The organism is Alishewanella jeotgali KCTC 22429 (assembly GCF_000245735.1).
In the GTDB taxonomy this organism is placed as follows: Bacteria; Pseudomonadota; Gammaproteobacteria; order Enterobacterales; family Alteromonadaceae; genus Alishewanella; species Alishewanella jeotgali.
Window position 1 is genome coordinate 68,898 of record NZ_AHTH01000039.1, and the last position, 16,145, is coordinate 85,042.

14 protein-coding genes are annotated in these 16,145 nt (G+C 51.2%); 10 read left to right on the top strand and 4 right to left on the bottom strand.

Annotated elements, in window-relative coordinates; all coding sequences use genetic code 11:
• The first annotated feature begins 98 nt into the window (after positions 1-98).
• Positions 99-614, top strand: coding sequence for an Lrp/AsnC ligand binding domain-containing protein (locus AJE_RS11915; RefSeq protein WP_008609190.1), 516 nt, complete (start codon positions 99-101; stop codon positions 612-614).
• A 9-nt stretch (positions 615-623) separates the two neighbouring features.
• On the opposite strand, the gene AJE_RS11920 is transcribed toward AJE_RS11915, so the two are convergent.
• Positions 624-1,223, bottom strand: a complete 600-nt coding sequence (locus AJE_RS11920; protein WP_008951062.1) for a TIGR04211 family SH3 domain-containing protein — start codon at positions 1,221-1,223, stop codon at positions 624-626.
• Between the two features lie 117 nt (positions 1,224-1,340).
• Here AJE_RS11920 and AJE_RS11925 point away from each other — a divergent pair, with 117 nt between their 5' ends.
• The gene (locus AJE_RS11925) at positions 1,341-2,270 is read left to right on the top strand and encodes a CYTH domain-containing protein (protein WP_008951063.1); all 930 of its coding nucleotides are present in this window, start codon (positions 1,341-1,343) and stop codon (positions 2,268-2,270) included.
• Positions 2,270-5,053 (top strand): bifunctional [glutamate--ammonia ligase]-adenylyl-L-tyrosine phosphorylase/[glutamate--ammonia-ligase] adenylyltransferase, encoded by a 2,784-nt coding sequence (gene glnE, locus AJE_RS11930; protein ID WP_008951064.1) that lies wholly within the window; start codon positions 2,270-2,272, stop codon positions 5,051-5,053. The genes AJE_RS11925 and glnE overlap by 1 nt, the downstream gene beginning before the upstream one ends.
• Here glnE and AJE_RS11935 read toward each other — a convergent pair.
• The 3 genes from AJE_RS11935 to tolC form a co-directional block, all read right to left on the bottom strand.
• Entirely contained in the window at positions 5,022-5,606 is a 585-nt protein-coding gene (locus tag AJE_RS11935; protein ID WP_008951065.1) for a TcpQ domain-containing protein, read from the bottom strand. The genes glnE and AJE_RS11935 overlap by 32 nt on opposite strands.
• Before the next feature lie 15 nt (positions 5,607-5,621).
• Positions 5,622-6,548: an LpxL/LpxP family Kdo(2)-lipid IV(A) lauroyl/palmitoleoyl acyltransferase gene (gene lpxL / locus AJE_RS11940; protein ID WP_008951066.1), complete on the bottom strand. Its 927-nt coding sequence runs from the start codon at positions 6,546-6,548 to the stop codon at positions 5,622-5,624.
• A gap of 115 nt (positions 6,549-6,663) precedes the next feature.
• Positions 6,664-7,959 carry an outer membrane channel protein TolC gene (gene tolC, locus AJE_RS11945; RefSeq protein ID WP_008951067.1) on the bottom strand — a complete coding sequence of 432 codons (1,296 nt, stop codon included), beginning with the start codon at positions 7,957-7,959 and terminating at the stop codon, positions 6,664-6,666.
• Between the two features lie 126 nt (positions 7,960-8,085).
• On the opposite strand from tolC, the gene nudF reads away from it, so the two are divergent.
• Genes nudF through parC form a run of 7 tightly spaced genes read left to right on the top strand, consistent with a single transcriptional unit; the run spans position 8,086 to position 16,134 of the window.
• Positions 8,086-8,727 carry an ADP-ribose diphosphatase gene (gene nudF / locus AJE_RS11950; RefSeq protein WP_008951068.1) on the top strand — a complete coding sequence of 214 codons (642 nt, stop codon included), beginning with the start codon at positions 8,086-8,088 and terminating at the stop codon, positions 8,725-8,727.
• Entirely contained in the window at positions 8,721-9,155 is a 435-nt protein-coding gene (locus tag AJE_RS11955; RefSeq protein ID WP_008951069.1) for a DUF1249 domain-containing protein, read from the top strand. The genes nudF and AJE_RS11955 overlap by 7 nt, the downstream gene beginning before the upstream one ends.
• Before the next feature lie 16 nt (positions 9,156-9,171).
• On the top strand, positions 9,172-9,930 hold the full coding sequence (locus tag AJE_RS11960) for a metallophosphoesterase family protein (RefSeq protein ID WP_008951070.1): 759 nt from the start codon (positions 9,172-9,174) through the stop codon (positions 9,928-9,930).
• Position 9,931: 1 nt separating this feature from the next.
• Positions 9,932-10,498, top strand: coding sequence for a YqiA/YcfP family alpha/beta fold hydrolase (locus AJE_RS11965; protein ID WP_039928690.1), 567 nt, complete (start codon positions 9,932-9,934; stop codon positions 10,496-10,498).
• Between the two features lie 21 nt (positions 10,499-10,519).
• Entirely contained in the window at positions 10,520-12,412 is a 1,893-nt protein-coding gene (gene parE / locus AJE_RS11970) for a DNA topoisomerase IV subunit B (RefSeq protein ID WP_008951072.1), read from the top strand.
• 15 nt (positions 12,413-12,427) lie between these two features.
• The gene (locus AJE_RS11975) at positions 12,428-13,858 is read left to right on the top strand and encodes a tetratricopeptide repeat protein (protein WP_237709352.1); all 1,431 of its coding nucleotides are present in this window, start codon (positions 12,428-12,430) and stop codon (positions 13,856-13,858) included.
• Complete coding sequence (gene parC / locus AJE_RS11980; RefSeq protein ID WP_008951074.1) at positions 13,855-16,134, top strand: DNA topoisomerase IV subunit A; 2,280 nt, start codon at positions 13,855-13,857, stop codon at positions 16,132-16,134. The genes AJE_RS11975 and parC overlap by 4 nt, the downstream gene beginning before the upstream one ends.
• Positions 16,135-16,145: the final 11 nt, after the last annotated feature.

Sequence of the window (16,145 nt, forward strand, 5' to 3'; positions counted from 1 at the left end):
GCATTGTAGAGAAAAGGCTGCCGCATAGGGTGGTTATTTTTTTAATTTAACCGTATATAATTCTGTCAATAATAGCCAAAACCCAAAAAAATACTGCCATGACGACGAACAGCAAAATTAAAGCGTTAGACCGGATCGATATTAGTATTCTCGATACGCTGCAAAAAGAAGGGCGTATTGCCAATGTCGACCTGGCAAAGAAGGTGAATTTAAGCGCCAGCCCCTGTATTGACCGGGTAAAGCGGCTGGAAAAAGAGGGTTTTATTGAAGGCTATGGCGCCAGGTTAAACAGCAGCAAACTTGGCTATGGTACTGCGGCCTTTATTCAGGTGACCTTAGATCGCACCACCAGCGATGTGTTTGATAAGTTCCGCGATGCCGTAGTGCAAATTCCGCAGGTGGCGGAGTGCCATATGGTGGCGGGCGGTTTTGACTATTTACTGAAACTGCGGCTGCCGAATATGGAAGCCTACCGCAGTATTCTGGCGCAGATTGTGGATTTGCCCGGTGTGGCGCAAACCCATACTTATGTGGTGATCGAGCAGGTGAAAAACGATCAGGGCTTGCCGCTGAAACTGCATGCCGATGCGAGTACGCCACCGGCACAAAGTTAACGCCCCATGTTACATCCAGCGATCGCTGTTGCGACGCTGTGGTACCAACTTGGGCAAAATCAGCCCGAATAACAGACCAAACAGTAAGAGGGCGCCGCCTAAAACCATAGGTTGTTGCCAGAAACTGGCTTGCTGCGCATCCAGCTCATTACTAAGCCGCTCGTTAGTACGCTTTAACTGTTCCAGTTCGGCCAGCGCCTGATCACGCTCCAGCGTCAGGCGCTGCACCACTTGTTGCCCTTGACCGCTATCCTGTTCCAGCTCAGTTAAACGGACGCTTTGCTGTTCAAAACGGTTTTGTAATTCATCTAATTGACTACGCAGGCCCGGCGTATAGCTAATATGCTCTTTAAGCAGCCAGCCGTTTCTGTTTTCTTCAAACTGGATCTGCACATAGCCGTCTTGTTCGCTCAGCACGACAACGTCACTGCCAGCAGTCAGTGTGCCTACAATCCGGTATTGGTTGCCCGGACCAGAATGAAGATATACCACTAAATTATCCGAAATATAAGCGGGCGTCTGGCTGGTTTGACTATTGACTGTTGGCTGATATAGCACCACAGAGAGTAAAAATAACGGGGCAACAAGGCTGCGAAATAGCTTAAACATAGGTATCCTGAGACTAATTATTCTTAGGCCATACATGGTCATCGGCGATGATAGGCAGTTGTGTGGCACTTTACAAGGACTAATACCAATGCCGGATTATCGGTTTTAGAGGGCGAGATGGGACTTGAGCTGGAATTAAAATTTTTAATTGATGCTATCGATGAGAGCGAGATCGAAGCATTATTAGCGGTAGCGGCAGAAATCACACAGCAACAGCAACAACAGTTGCTTAATGCTTACTTCGATACAGAAAATCAATGGTTTCGCTGTCATGATATGGGGCTGCGCACCAGACAGAATAAGCAAGGGTTCGAGCAAACGATCAAGTTGGCAGGTCAGCAGCATGGGGCCTTACAAATGCGCCCTGAGTTTAATCTTCCTTGTCAGGGGGTAGTGCCGGTTCTGGCGGCTTTTCCAACAACCATATGGCCAGCGAACACCGAGCTTGTGCAGCTGCAATCGCAATTGGTAGAGCTTTTCCGCACGGATTTTAATCGTCAGAGCTGGCAGTTAGCTACCACCAAGGCGCAGATCGAGGTCGTTTATGATCGGGGTGAGGTGCGTTCGGGTGAACGGCGACAGCCCATTTCTGAAGTTGAGCTGGAGTTGCTCGACGGTGACCCACTTGAGCTATTTAGGCTAGCAGAGTTTTTGTTGCAGGCGTTGCCATTGCGTGCTGGTTGGTTAAGTAAGGCGGCACGAGGGTATCAATTGTACCGACAAAGCACGACGCCGCTACCTGTTCCACTTGAGCAGAGTACCTCAGCAGCGTTATCGCTGTTACAACGGATGCAACGCTTGCAACAGTTTGAATGTTGCTACCAGCAGCAACTGGAGCCACGATTATTAGCCGAGATGGTGATCGAGTTAGAGCAAATTACGGCTCTGTTGCAAGATGATGGTGAGCAGTTACTGGCAAGTCAGGGACGGGCTTTGCAGCGACAACTACAGGATCAGCAGGTTTTAGTGTTAAGCAGTCGGGCATATCAACTGTTCCTGCTTAAACTTTCCGCTTTACTGTTGCAGCGTGAGTCAGGAGCTTTCTGATGTCGAATACCGAAGCGCAGCTAACCCTTGACCAACAGCAAAAGTGGCACTTACTCACCAGGGCCAGTATTTTTGTGGCACGTACCGTACAACAGCAGCCTGGTCTGAGCAATGAGCTTACCGATCCGCAACAGCTGTTGGCAAGTTTAACTCAACTGGCTCCGGCGTCTTTACTGCTGCAAGCCGATGCTCCCGAAGCGGAAGCTTTTTCAGCATTGCGACGTTATCGTAATGCCAGTTTGTGTCGGATTCTGGCTGCCGATATTTTGCAATTGCAGCCAGTCACTGCCAGTTTAACTCAAGTTTCAAACTTAGCTGATTATTTGATCAATAGTGCCTATCAGTGGGCTTATGCGCAGATGGCTGCTATTTATGGCACACCCATGGATGAGCGGGGTCAACCGATGCCAATGCTGATCCTTGGTATGGGCAAGCTGGGTGGCCAGGAGCTAAATTTTTCCTCTGACATTGATCTGATTTTTACTTATCCAAGCAACGGTGAAACAGTAGGAGGGCGCAGAAGCCTTGAGCATCAGCAGTTCTTTACCAAACTTGGACAAAAACTGATCGCTGCGTTGCATCAGCTGACTGCCGATGGCTTTTGTTATCGGGTGGATATGCGGTTGCGCCCTTTTGGTGAGAGTGGCCCACTGGTACTCAGCTTCGCTGCATTAGAAGATTATTATCAGGAGCAGGGACGGGAATGGGAACGTTACGCCATGCTTAAAGCCCGGGTACTGAACCCGGACCCTTACTATACCCCGGAGTTAAAAGCCTTATTACGGCCTTTTATCTACCGTCGCTATATTGATTTTTCCGCGATTGAATCGCTGCGGCGAATGAAGCAGCTGATTGAGCAGGAAAATCGTCGTCGTAACCGGCGTGATAATATCAAACTTGGTGCCGGTGGCATCCGCGAAGTAGAGTTTGTAGTACAAACTTTACAACTGATCCGTGGCGGGCGAATTCCAAGTTTGCAACAGCCGTCCATTCTCAAAGCGTTACGGGCGCTGGCAACAGAAGGATTGCTTGAACCGGCACATGTAACAGCAATGACAGAAGATTACCTTTGGCTACGGCAGGTGGAGCAGGCGCTACAAGGTATAGATGACAAACAAACACAAACATTACCTGCTGATCCAGAACAGCAGCAATATCTTTTAGCCGCTTTGCGGCGAGAAAATTGGCAGGAACTGACCGCAGAAATTGAAGCCGCGATGCAACGTATCCATGCTCAATTTCAGCTGGTAATAGAACCGGAACATAAGCTTGAGGCGGAGGAAATCAGCTTAGGCCGGATTTTATGGGATAGTGAGTTACCTGCAGCAGAGTTGGCAGAGCAGCTTGATTGGTTAACGCCGGAACAGGCTGTGGAGCTAATTTCCCAGTTACAACAGTTTAAACAGGATTGCCAGCGCCGGTCAGTTGGTCCGCGTGGTCGGGACTATTTGGCTAAACTAATGCCACGTTTACTGCACTGGCTGGAACAACAGCAAGCATCAGCGACGGTATTAAGCAGGATCCTTGCGGTATTTCGACAAATTGTTACCCGTACCGCTTATCTGGAGCTGCTATTTGAGAATCCACCAGCATTACAGCAACTGGTACTACTTTGCTCGCAGAGTGGCTGGTTGGCGGAGCATTTGGCCCGTTATCCGATGTTATTGGATGAGCTGATTGACCCTGCGCAGTTATATCAGGTTGCTACGAAAGATGATTACCGGGATCGCTTAAGGCTCAACCTTTTAAGGGTTCCAGAGAATGATTTGGAACTGCTGATGGAAACGCTGCGCCAATATAAACAGGCGCAGCAACTCAGAATTGCGGCCGCCGATATCAGTGGGGTGTTGCCGTTGATGAAAGTGAGTGATCACTTAACCTGGTTGGCTGAAGTGATTATTGAGCAGTTGGTTGAGTTGGCCTGGCTACAGATGACCGAACGCTTTGGCCTGCCTGCCGGCGCGAGTAATGACAATAAGATGTTTGCCGTTATTGGCTATGGCAAGCTAGGTGGCTTAGAGCTGGGCTATGGCTCTGATCTCGATCTGGTGTTTGTGCACCAATGTCAGAGTCAGGAGTTGACCAACGGTGAGCGAGCGATTGACTCGCTGCAATTCTATCTAAAGTTGGTGCAGCGAATTTTGCACTTGAGTACCACTCGCACCAATAGCGGTGTGTTGTATGACATTGATACCAGATTACGACCATCTGGCAATTCAGGTTTATTAGCAATTCATATCGATACCTATCAGCAATATCTGCAAACGGAAGCCTGGACTTGGGAGCATCAAGCGCTGGTCAGAGCGCGTCTCATCGCCGGTACGACAGAGCTGACCGAGCGGTTTAATCAGATAAGACAGCAGATCTTAAGTGTGCGACGTGATCTTGGTAAGTTACAGCAAGAGGTGCGGGAAATGCGTCAGAAACTGCGACAGCACCACGGTGCCGACCAGGCGGACGTAAAGCATAGTGTGGGCGGCATTGTCGATCTGGAGTTTATTAGTCAGTATTTGGTACTTGCCTACGGTTGGTGCTATGCTGCGCTGTTTCAATACAGTGACAATATCAGGATCCTGGAGGCTGCCGCTGAAGTAGGGTTAATAACAGTTCCACAAGCTAATACGCTGGCAGAGGCCTATCAGGTACTACGAGGGGTTGGGCACCGGCTGACCTTGGCACCGGCCAGCATTGGCAAGGATGAGCGACTCGAACGCTTACAGTTAGCAGTACAACAAGCTTGGCAGCAATGGCTTATCGACGAGCCGGTAAACTTCGGGCTGTAGCGATACAATTCTGCTGTAAAAAAGGGTCCTGTAAATCAGTCATCACCAGAGCTCGGGATTTTGGACAATACCAGCCAACAGCTTGTTGTTTAAAATCGGGGCTGATGGTGAACGCTAATTCTTGCAAGGCTTCAAGTAAAGAGCCCTGAGTTTCGAAGAATTGTTTAATGACGTAATCGCGTGGCAAGGTCCAAAATAAAACCATATTTTCTTGTTGTGCATAGCTACCAAGCGCCTGTTTAACCGTGTCGCCAGCATTAAAGCGGCGACGCATAATTTCACCTCGCCAGGCGGGATCCGCAGCATATACTTGCTGCTCGCGACGCCGTAGCTGGGCAACAAGGTCGCCACTGCTGTCTTTTAGCGTAATCACATAGTCGCTCTTATTACTACCCTGTAAGATACTATTGCGAAAGTTGCTGTAGAAGCGGCTGAAACCCTCGGCAGCAGGATTACTTTTTTCTGGGTTAATCAGCAAGTCTGGTTTTACCAGTAGAAAGTAACCTAGGGCGAGGAGTAGTATAAGCAGCAGTAAATTCACAGCTATTTTCATTGGTAGCTCCGACCTTTAATGATAGAGCGATTTGGCATCGGGATCAGGCCGGGTTTTAAAGCGCCGGTGTAGCCACATATACTGTTCTGGATGCGTTAACACAGCCTGCTCGACCCATTGATTTACGCGGGTCACATCCAGTTTATCGTCCCCGCTGGGGAAGTCTTGAAACGGCGGCAGAATTTCAATCTGATAACCCTGATAGTCAGCTAAACGACTGGTGATAACCGGGATCACCACGCAGTTAGCGGCATTGGCAAACAGCAGGGTACCGGTCGTGGTCGCTGTCTCAGCAACAGCAAAAAAAGGCACAAATTCGGCGCGATTGCGGCCATAGTCCTGATCCGGCAGATAAAAACACACTTCCTGTTCATTCAGGGCCTGGATAAGTCCTTTGACATCCCGCTTACCAATCATATATTTATTCGAGCGGGCGCGGCCATGGTACTGCAAGTAGTCCCACAGTGGGTTGTTGTTCGGCCGGTAAAAGCCAACACTGGGATGCGTTAAGCCGAATACCCGGCAAGCCGCTTCCAGATGCAGAAAGTGGGCGGCCAGTAGTAACACGCCCTTGCCTTCAGCCAGCGCCTGTTGAATATGTTCGTAGCCTTTAAAATGGGCCAGCTTGCGGATCCGCCAATTTGGCCACCACCAACCAATCACGGTTTCCAGCATAGCTTTGCCACTTTCTTCGGCATTACGCCAAAGTAGGGTTTCGCGCTCGGTCGCGGGCATATCGGGAAAACACAGCTCTAAATTACGGCGTGCAATTTTCTGGCGGGATTTCAGCACTTTAAACAATAAGCGGCCGAAAGCGGCGCCGATACCCATTAATACCCGATATGGTAACCAACTTAGCAGGTACAGAAAGGCCGCACCCAGCCATACCAGCCAATATTGCGGTAACAAAAAACGCCAACTAAAACGGGGAGCATTCACCACTATCTACGTATCCGAAAACTCAGGTTGCCGGTATTGTAACGGAAAAATGACTGCGGGAAAGCTGAAACTGGTAGGAGCATGGGCGGGTGCAGCCTGAGCTACACCCGCAACCAGCTTAGTTAGTCAGGGCTGCGTTGATTGCCAGCAGGTCCTGTTCGGTCAGATTACCTGCTGCCTGTTTTAGCTGCAGCTGGGCCAGAATATAGTCATAACGGGCACCGGCCAGATTACGCTGGGCGTCAAACAGGTTACGGGTGCTCAGCAGGACGTCAACGATAGTCCGGGTACCAACCTCAAAGCCGGCTTCAGTGGCCTGCAGTGCGCTTTGCGCCGAAATTACCGCTTGTTCCAAAGCACGGATCACTGACATTTGTGAGTTGACGTTATTGAAAGAACTGCGCACCTGCCGTACCACGGAACGATGGCTTTGTTCCAGTGCCTGGCTAACTTCAACATAATTTGCCTGCGCGACCCGCACGCCTGCTTCGATCCCGCCTCCAGCATAGATGGGTACTGACAGATTAATGCCCACAGAGCTGCTATCGGCGCGGTCAAAGCCTGAGGTTTTCGATACGCCCAGGTTTGCGGTGGCATCCAGGGTTGGCAAGTGACCAGCTTTGGCCAGCTCGATATCCAGTGACGACACATCCAGCGCAATGCGCTGAGCCTGTAACGTTAGGTTATTTTGCTCGGCGATACTCATCCACTCGCTGACCATCTCAGGTGATGGCCGTGACGCAGAGAATTTATCGGTATTCAACTGCGCAATTTCAGCATGATACTGGCCGGTGATTTCGCGTAGCGCTTCGCGGGCGTTTTCCAGTGCATTCTCGCTACTGATACCCCGGGCAACGACGCTGTCAAACTGTGCTTGTGCTTCATGCACGTCGGTAATGGCAGTTAAACCCACGGCAAAGCGTTGTTTGGTTTGCTCCAGCTGGCGCTCTACTGAGCGTTTTTCCGCTTCAACAAAGGTCAGGTTATCGCGGGCCCGCAGCACATCAAAGTAAGCACTGGTCACCCGGACAATCAAGGCCTGCACTTCGGCGTTGTAAACGGTCTGGCTTTGTAGTGCGACCTTTTCCGCGCGGGACAAACCTTGCCAGTTACTCCAGTCGAACAGCGATTGTCTGGCCTGAATACCGGCACCGACAGTATTGTTGCCACTAAAGCGCAGGTTATCGCGGCTGCTACGCGTAACATCGGCGCCGAAGTTGACCGAGGGCAACAAGCGTGATCTGGAGACATCAATACGGGCAGTGGCAGCGTCACGGCTAGCGGCCGCCCGCTGTACCACCGGATCTTTCTGGGTGGCTAGCTGATAAACGGCTTGTAAATCCTCAGCACTTAATTGCAGGCTGAAAAAGCTCAGAGATGACAGCACCAAGGTGCTTAAAAGGGTTTTTTTCATCTTTATAAATCCTGGTGGTAAAGGAAAGTGCGTATAAGTGCCCAAATGATAACCTGTTAACGTAAACTAGGTAACGATTAAACCGTAAAGTTACCCTGAAGAGTGTAACAAAATGTGAGGACACCGATGTCAGAATTCAAGGTTGAGCAGTATCCGTCTTTTTCCGCTTCGGATCTAGAGATAATCGACAAAAGCACGGTTTTTCAGGGCTTTTTCCGGATTGAACGCTGGCAGTTACGGCATAAATGCTTCGCCGGCGGCTGGAGTGGGGTCATGACCCGCGAATTATTTGAGCGCGGACAGGCGGTAGTAGTGCTGCCGTACAATGCGCAAACCGATGAGCTGGTACTGGTGGAGCAGTTCCGGATTGGGGCTGTGGGTAGTGGTCAGAGTCCCTGGTTGCTGGAGGCGATTGCCGGCATGATTGAACCCGGACAAAGTGCGGAACTGACAGCGCGCCGCGAAGCCGAAGAAGAAGCCGGCATTCAGCTGACAGAGCTGTGGCCCATGTTACACTACTATTCCAGTCCGGGAGGCAGTACTGAACGGATCCAGCTGTATTTGGGGCGGTTAACTGCTGCGGTGACGCCAGGGGTGTTTGGGCTGGCTGAAGAACACGAAGATATTAAGGTGCATCTGTTACCCCGGGCCACTGCGATGCAGTTGCTGGCGGAGGGCAAAATTGATAATGCGGCAACCGTAATTGCACTACAATGGTTGGCGCTGCATTTAGCAGACGTAACTGCACGTTGGGGGACTGATTGTTAAAAAGCGTCTATGTGCCAAAACTGCCGGATTTTTTAAGCCTGTGTGAGCGCAACTATGCCGCTTTGCACCGGCTGTTGCCGCCAGTGTTGGCTGTGGCAGAGCAGAGCTTTATTCAATTTAGTAGTCAGGATATTTACCGGCTGACTATTCTGGACGTCGCGCCCTTTACCACCAAATTAAAAATTGAGCTCTGGCAGGGACAGCAGCATTACTTTCAGCCCAGCTTTGATGTGCAGCTTTATCACGACGCCCGCTTAGCGGAAGTGGTGCGGGTACAGCAGCAATGGCGGTTTGCGGCGGTTTATCCTTATCCGAACCCGACCATGTCGCAACCGGATGAAAAACGTCAGATTAATCTACTGCTCCGTGACTGGTTGCGGCTCTGCGCCCGCGCCGGTTACCGCGCCGAGCCAGAAGTATTGCCTTAAGGGTATCTTGCTAACTATGAAGTCTTATCTGTTTCCCGCGCAAGCCAGCTACCGTTTGGTGCAGCTGACCGATTGCCATTTGCTGGCCAGTGCCGACGGCTGGTATCAGGGTTGTCAGCCGGCCTTGCATGTACAGCAGATTGTCGCACAACTGCTGCAGTCACCGCCTGATGCGGTGCTATTAACCGGCGATCTAACCCAGGATCACAGCCGCGCCAGCTATCAATTGCTGGCACAGTTATTGGCGCCATTACGCTGCCCGGTATTTTTCGTGCCCGGTAATCATGACGATCCGCTGCTACTGGCAGAGCTGCAACAGCAGCCGCCTTTTCATGCTGCAACTTTATTAGAGCTGGCCGATTGGCAGTTGTGGTTGTTGGACAGCACCGGTACTACACCGGCCGGCAGCTTCGACAGCAGTAAGCAGCAATCCTTACAACAGCAATTTTCGATCAGCACTGCGCGTCATTTCTGGCTGTTTATGCACCATCATCCGCAGCCGCTGGCGTGTTTTATCGACCGTTATGGCCTGACTGAACAGCAACAGTTCTGGCAGCTGCTGTTAACTGAAACACGGGTGCGGGGGCTAAGCCATGGTCATGCCCATCTGGCCTATCAACGGGTGCAGGACGGTATTCAGCTGGTCGGTTGCCCTGCGACCTCAGTGCAATTTTTAACCACGCCCGACTGGCAGACCGTGGAGCAGGGACCACAGTGGTGTGAGTGGCAATTTGCCGCAGCAGGTGCAGTCAGTTGGCAGTTTAAGAGGCTTTAGTGTGCAGCAACTTTATTATTTACATGGCTTTGCCAGTTCCAGCCAATCGGAAAAGGCCCGTCTGACACAGGATTATTTTGCGGCGCTGCCGGGAGTGCAGCTAACGGCGCTGGACTTACCCTATACGCCCGCCGAAGCCATGGCGACGCTACAACAACAGATCACCGCGCCGCCAGCCGCCATTATCGGCAGCTCGCTCGGTGGCTTCCTGGCGACGGTACTGGCCGAGCAGTATGGCTGTCGCGCCTGTTTGATTAACCCGGCGGTGGCTCCGCATAAGGTGCTGGCAGATTACATTGGTGAGTATCAGCACCCGGTATTACAGCAACGCTATCAGGTGCGCACTGAGCATATGAGTCAGTTGGCCAGTCTGATGCCCTTGACGTTAAAGCGGCCAGAGCAGTATTTTGTCCTTTTGCAAAGCGGTGATGAGGTGTTAGATTACCGGCAGGCTCTTAAGTATTATCAGGGCGCCCGTTTTGAGCTGGTCGAAGGCGGTGATCATAGCTTTGTTGGCTATCAGCAATATCTGGCACAGATCGCAGAATTTTGTTTGCAACAGCCGTAAACAGGAAGCAACTACAACAATATGACTGAACAACTCTATAACGCCGAATCCATTGAGGTGTTAACCGGTTTAGAGCCGGTACAACGCCGTCCCGGCATGTATACCGATACGACCCGGCCAAACCATCTGGCGCAGGAGGTTATCGATAACAGTGTCGATGAAGCCCTGGCAGGGCATGCTGATCTGGTGCAGGTGATCCTGCACGATGACCAGTCGATCGAAGTCATTGATAACGGCCGTGGTATGCCGGTGGATATTCACCCGGAGGAAGGGGTCAGCGGCGTCGAGCTGATTATGTGCCGGCTGCACGCCGGTGGTAAATTCTCCAATAAGAACTATCAATTCTCCGGTGGCTTACACGGCGTCGGGATCTCGGTGGTCAATGCGCTGTCCAGCCGGGTTGAAGTCAGCATCCGTCGCGATGGTAATGTTTATGAGATGGCCTTTGCGGATGGTCACAAAGTCTCTGAGCTGGCGATAACCGGTACCGTGGGCAAACGCAATACCGGTACCCGGGTGCGGTTCTGGCCCACACCGTCCTATTTTGATTCGCCTAAATTTTCCGTCAGTCGCTTATTGCATGTGCTGAAGGCTAAGGCCGTGCTATGCCCTGGTCTTACGGTTAAATTTGACGACAAAGTTAACCAGCAACAATACCAGTGGTGTTATCAGGCCGGGATCCGCGATTATTTGGCCGAAGCGGTGCAACAGTATCAGGCCTTGCCTGAGCAACCCTTTGTGGGTCAGTTTGCCGCCAGTACCGAAGCCGTAGAGTGGGCACTGCTGTGGCTACCTGAAGGCGGTGAACTGATCACCGAAAGCTACGTCAACCTGATCCCAACGGCGCAGGGTGGTACTCATGTCAATGGCCTGCGTCAGGGCTTGTTAGAAGCGATGCGTGAATTCTGCGAGTTCCGTAATCTGTTACCACGTGGCATTAAACTGTCACCGGAAGACTTATGGGATCGCTGTGCTTATGTGCTATCGCTGAAAATGCAGGATCCGCAATTTGCCGGCCAGACCAAAGAACGCTTGTCATCCAGGCAGTCGGCGGCCTTTGTCAGCGGCATTGTGAAAGATGCCTTTAGCTTGTGGCTAAACGAGCATACCGATATTGCACTGGCACTGGCCGATTTCTGTATTAACAACGCGCAGCGCCGCTTAAAAGCGGCGAAAAAAGTCGTCCGCAAAAAAGTTACTTCTGGCCCGGCGCTGCCCGGCAAGCTGGCCGATTGTGCGGCCCAGGACTTAGCCCGTACCGAATTGTTTTTAGTCGAAGGGGATTCGGCCGGTGGTTCTGCCAAGCAGGCGCGCGACCGTGAATTTCAGGCAGTGATGCCACTACGCGGTAAAATCCTTAATACCTGGGAAGTCGAGTCCTCGCAAATTCTGGCCTCGCAGGAAGTGCATGATATCTCGGTGGCTATTGGTATTGATCCGGACTCTGAGGATCTGTCGGCGCTGCGTTATGGCAAGGTGTGTATCCTGGCTGACGCTGACTCTGATGGTCTGCATATCGCAACCTTACTTTGTGCGCTCTTTGTGCGGCACTTCCGTCATCTGGTGGAACAGGGCCATGTGTTTGTTGCCATGCCGCCGTTGTACCGGATCGATATTGGTAAAGACGTTTACTATGCGCTGGATGAGGAAGAGAAGAACGGTATTCTGGATCGGATTGAAGCCGAGAAGAAACGTGGCAAGGTCAATGTGCAACGATTTAAAGGTCTGGGTGAAATGAACCCGTTACAGCTACGCGAAACCACCATGGATCCGAATACCCGGCGCCTGGTGCGGCTGACGATCGATGATGCGCCGCAAACGCTGGAGCTGATGGATATGCTGCTGGCAAAAAAACGTGCTAATGATCGTAAGGAGTGGTTAGAGCAAAAGGGTGATCGGGCAATAGTCGCCTGACATTAAAGGAAGAACATGATGTTGGGCTCTATGTTTCGCTATCATTTTTTGCTGCTTGCTATCTCGGCTGCGATAATTTTCAGCAGCAGTTTTCCTGTCTGGGCTCAAACCCTTGTGGTGCCAGAGTGGTTACAGCAGTTAGATGCACAAAAGCATCGCTCTCCCGAAAGCGTGTTGGAGCAACTGCAACAACAGCAAGATGTCTTTGTCGATCTGACTAAAACACAGCAGGCATTTTGGTTAAATATTGAAGCTACTGTATATAGCCATCTTGGTCGCTATCCCGAGCAACAGCAGGCAGCTCAACGTGGATTGGCGCTACTGGAAGAGCAACCGAGTTTGCTGCAGGTGGAATTGTTGCTGGAACTGGGGTATGCCAGAGAAATGCAATTGGCACTAACTGAGGCGCTGAATTTGTACCGGCAGGCGAGTGACACTGCCATAGCGCTGGAGAATAACAAGTTGCGAATACGTGCGATGGTCAACATCGCAGCTATCGACACGTTACAAGATCGCGATCAGCAAGCTTTACAAGCGTTAAAGCAAGCCTATCAAGAAGCTTCTACTCTGCAAGACAAAGAGCTACTGGCAGAGGTGAATGCGCAGCTTGGTTTAATGTATTCGTCTTTAGCGTTTGAGCAGGAAGCCCAACAGTTTCTGGAACAAGCTCTGACCTTGTACGACGAGTTAGGCTGGCAACGCAATAAGGTCACCGTATTGTATAACTTGGCTAGGAATTACAGTTATTTAGAGAATTTTGAATTAGCACTACAAAGCTTTGACCGGATGCTGCAGTCGGCTCAAATTGCCAATGATTTATTGAGCATGTATTACGCCTACAGCGGGCTCGCTATCACAAGTAACGAAATGGGCCGGCCTCAAATTGCGTTGAATTACATGGAAAAAGCAGAGGAGTATTTAAATGTTATTCAATCTGCTTATTATTTGTCTGGCCATCACTACGAGAAGGCATTGATTTATCAAAAACTGCAACAAAACTCACTCGCCTTGCAGCAACTACAGCTTTCCGAAGAGTATTTACAAAAACTGGAACATGACGATCCCGGCAATATGTTGTTAGCGCTGCAGTTGTTGAAATCTGAGCTGTTAGCAGAACAGGGGCAATATCAACGTGCCTACCAAAACTTGCAAGCTTTTGTCCGTGGCTTTCAACAATTTCGAGACAAAGAAAATGAAATTGAGTTAGCCAAGCTGCGCATGGGGTTTGAGGCTGAACGGGAACTGGCAAGGCAGACCTTGCTAGAGCAAGAATTGCAGGTGAAAGCGCTAAGGTTGGCTGAAATCAACCGCGCCAGACAAATCCAATGGATGTGGTTGGCAATAGCAATGGGTATTATTGCGTTGATCCTTGCTTTGTTTATGCTAGTTAGAAAAAACCAACAGCAGCGCCGTAAACTCGAACTGACGAAACAGGAAAAGTCATGACAGAAACCCTGATTGCCGCTGACGGTACGGAACAGTTACCGCTGCGGCGTTTTACCGAAGACGCCTATCTGAACTATTCGATGTACGTCATTATGGACCGGGCCCTGCCACATATCGGTGATGGCTTAAAGCCGGTACAGCGGCGGATTATTTACGCCATGTCAGAGCTGGGCTTATCGCATCTGGCGAAATATAAAAAATCGGCCCGCACTGTCGGTGACGTGCTGGGTAAATATCACCCGCATGGTGACTCGGCCTGTTACGAAGCCATGGTATTAATGGCGCAGCCGTTTTCATACCGTTATCCATTGGTGGATGGTCAGGGTAACTGGGGGGCGCCGGACGATCCTAAGTCGTTCGCGGCGATGCGTTATACCGAGGCTAAGCTTTCGCGCTTTAGTGAAGTGCTGTTATCGGAGCTGGGCTCAGGCACGACTGACTGGATCCCGAATTTTGACGGCACCATGGACGAGCCTAAGGTGCTGCCATCACGCTTACCGCATATCTTACTTAATGGCACCACCGGTATTGCCGTGGGCATGGCAACCGATATTCCGCCGCACAACGCCCGCGAAGTGGCCAATGCCTGCGCTGCGCTGCTGGATAACCCACAGGCCAGTGTGACTGACTTGCTGCAGTACGTAAAAGGTCCGGACTATCCGACGGATGCGGAAATCATTTCGTCAGCCGACGATATCGCAGCCGTGTATCAGACCGGCCGTGGCAGCATTAAGATGCGCGCCCTGTATCAGCAGGAAGATGGCGATATTGTGATCACAGCGCTGCCGCATCAGACCTCGGGTTCCAAGGTGCTGGAGCAGATCGCTGCACAGATGCAGGCGAAAAAGCTGCCGATGGTATCGGATTTACGTGATGAGTCGGATCATGAAAACCCGACCCGTATCGTGATTGTGCCGCGCTCAAACCGGATTGATGTTGAGCAATTAATGCAGCATCTGTTTGCTACCACTGATCTGGAGAAAAGCTACCGGGTTAACCTGAATATCCTTGGTTTGGATCATCGGCCCAAAGTCCGCAATCTGGTGGAAATCCTTGGCGAGTGGCTGACTTTCCGCCGCGATACGGTGCGCCGGCGCCTGCAATACCGGCTGGATAAGGTATTGGATCGCTTGCATGTATTAGAAGGTTTATTAATTGCCTTTCTGAATATTGACGACGTGATCCGGATTATCCGCACCTTTGATGAACCCAAACCTGAGCTGGTCGCCTTTTTCGGCATTACTGAACGTCAGGCCGAAGCCATTCTGGAATTAAAACTGCGGCATCTGGCCAAGCTGGAAGAGATGAAGATCCGTGGTGAGCAGGATGAGCTGAGTAAAGAGCGGGACAAGTTGCAGGCGATTTTAGGCTCCGAGAAAAAGCTGACCAAACTGATCCGGGATGAACTGCTGGCTGACGCTGAAAAATATGGTGATGAGCGCCGCAGCCCGATGGTACAACGCGAAGAAGCCAAAGCCTTAACCGAGAAAGAGCTGCTGCCCAGCGAAGCGGTGACAGTGGTACTGTCGGAAAAAGGTTGGGTCCGCTGTGCCAAAGGCCATGATGTGGATGGCAATGCGTTAAGTTATAAAGCCGGTGATGCCTTTAAAGCACTGGCCAAAGGCCGCTCTAACCAGCAGGCGGTATTTTTAGACTCCTCCGGTCGCAGCTTTGCCACTGAAGCCCATGAGTTACCGTCGGCGCGCGGTCAGGGCGAGCCGTTAAGCGGTCGCTTTACCATTGTCGCCGGTGAGAGTATTGAGCACGTACTGCTCGGGGATGAGAAACAAAGCCTGCTGCTGGCCTCGGATGCCGGCTATGGTTTTGTCGCCGAATACAGTGATTTGCTCAGTCGCAATAAAGCCGGTAAGGCGGTACTGAGTTTACCGGTTGGTGCTAAGGTATTGCCGCCGGTGCTGGTTGGCGATCCGGAGCATGATTTGCTGCTGTGTATCTCTAACGAAGGGCGGATGCTGTTGTTCCCGGTAACAGAGTTACCGAAACTCAGTAAGGGTAAGGGTAATAAGCTGATGTCGATTCCGTCGGCTCGTGCCGCCAGCCGCGAAGAATATGTTACTCAGCTGGCGGTGGTGCCGGCAACCGGCAGTGTCACGCTGGTGGCGGGTAAACGTAAACTGAGCCTGAAAATGGACGATCTGGTGCATTATCAGGGTGAGCGCGGCCGGCGTGGTAATAAACTACCACGCGGCTTGCAGCGGATTGATGAAGTGATCGTCAACGGCAGCAGTGATCAAACCAGAGACGCCGAGCAATAAGTTATACTAGG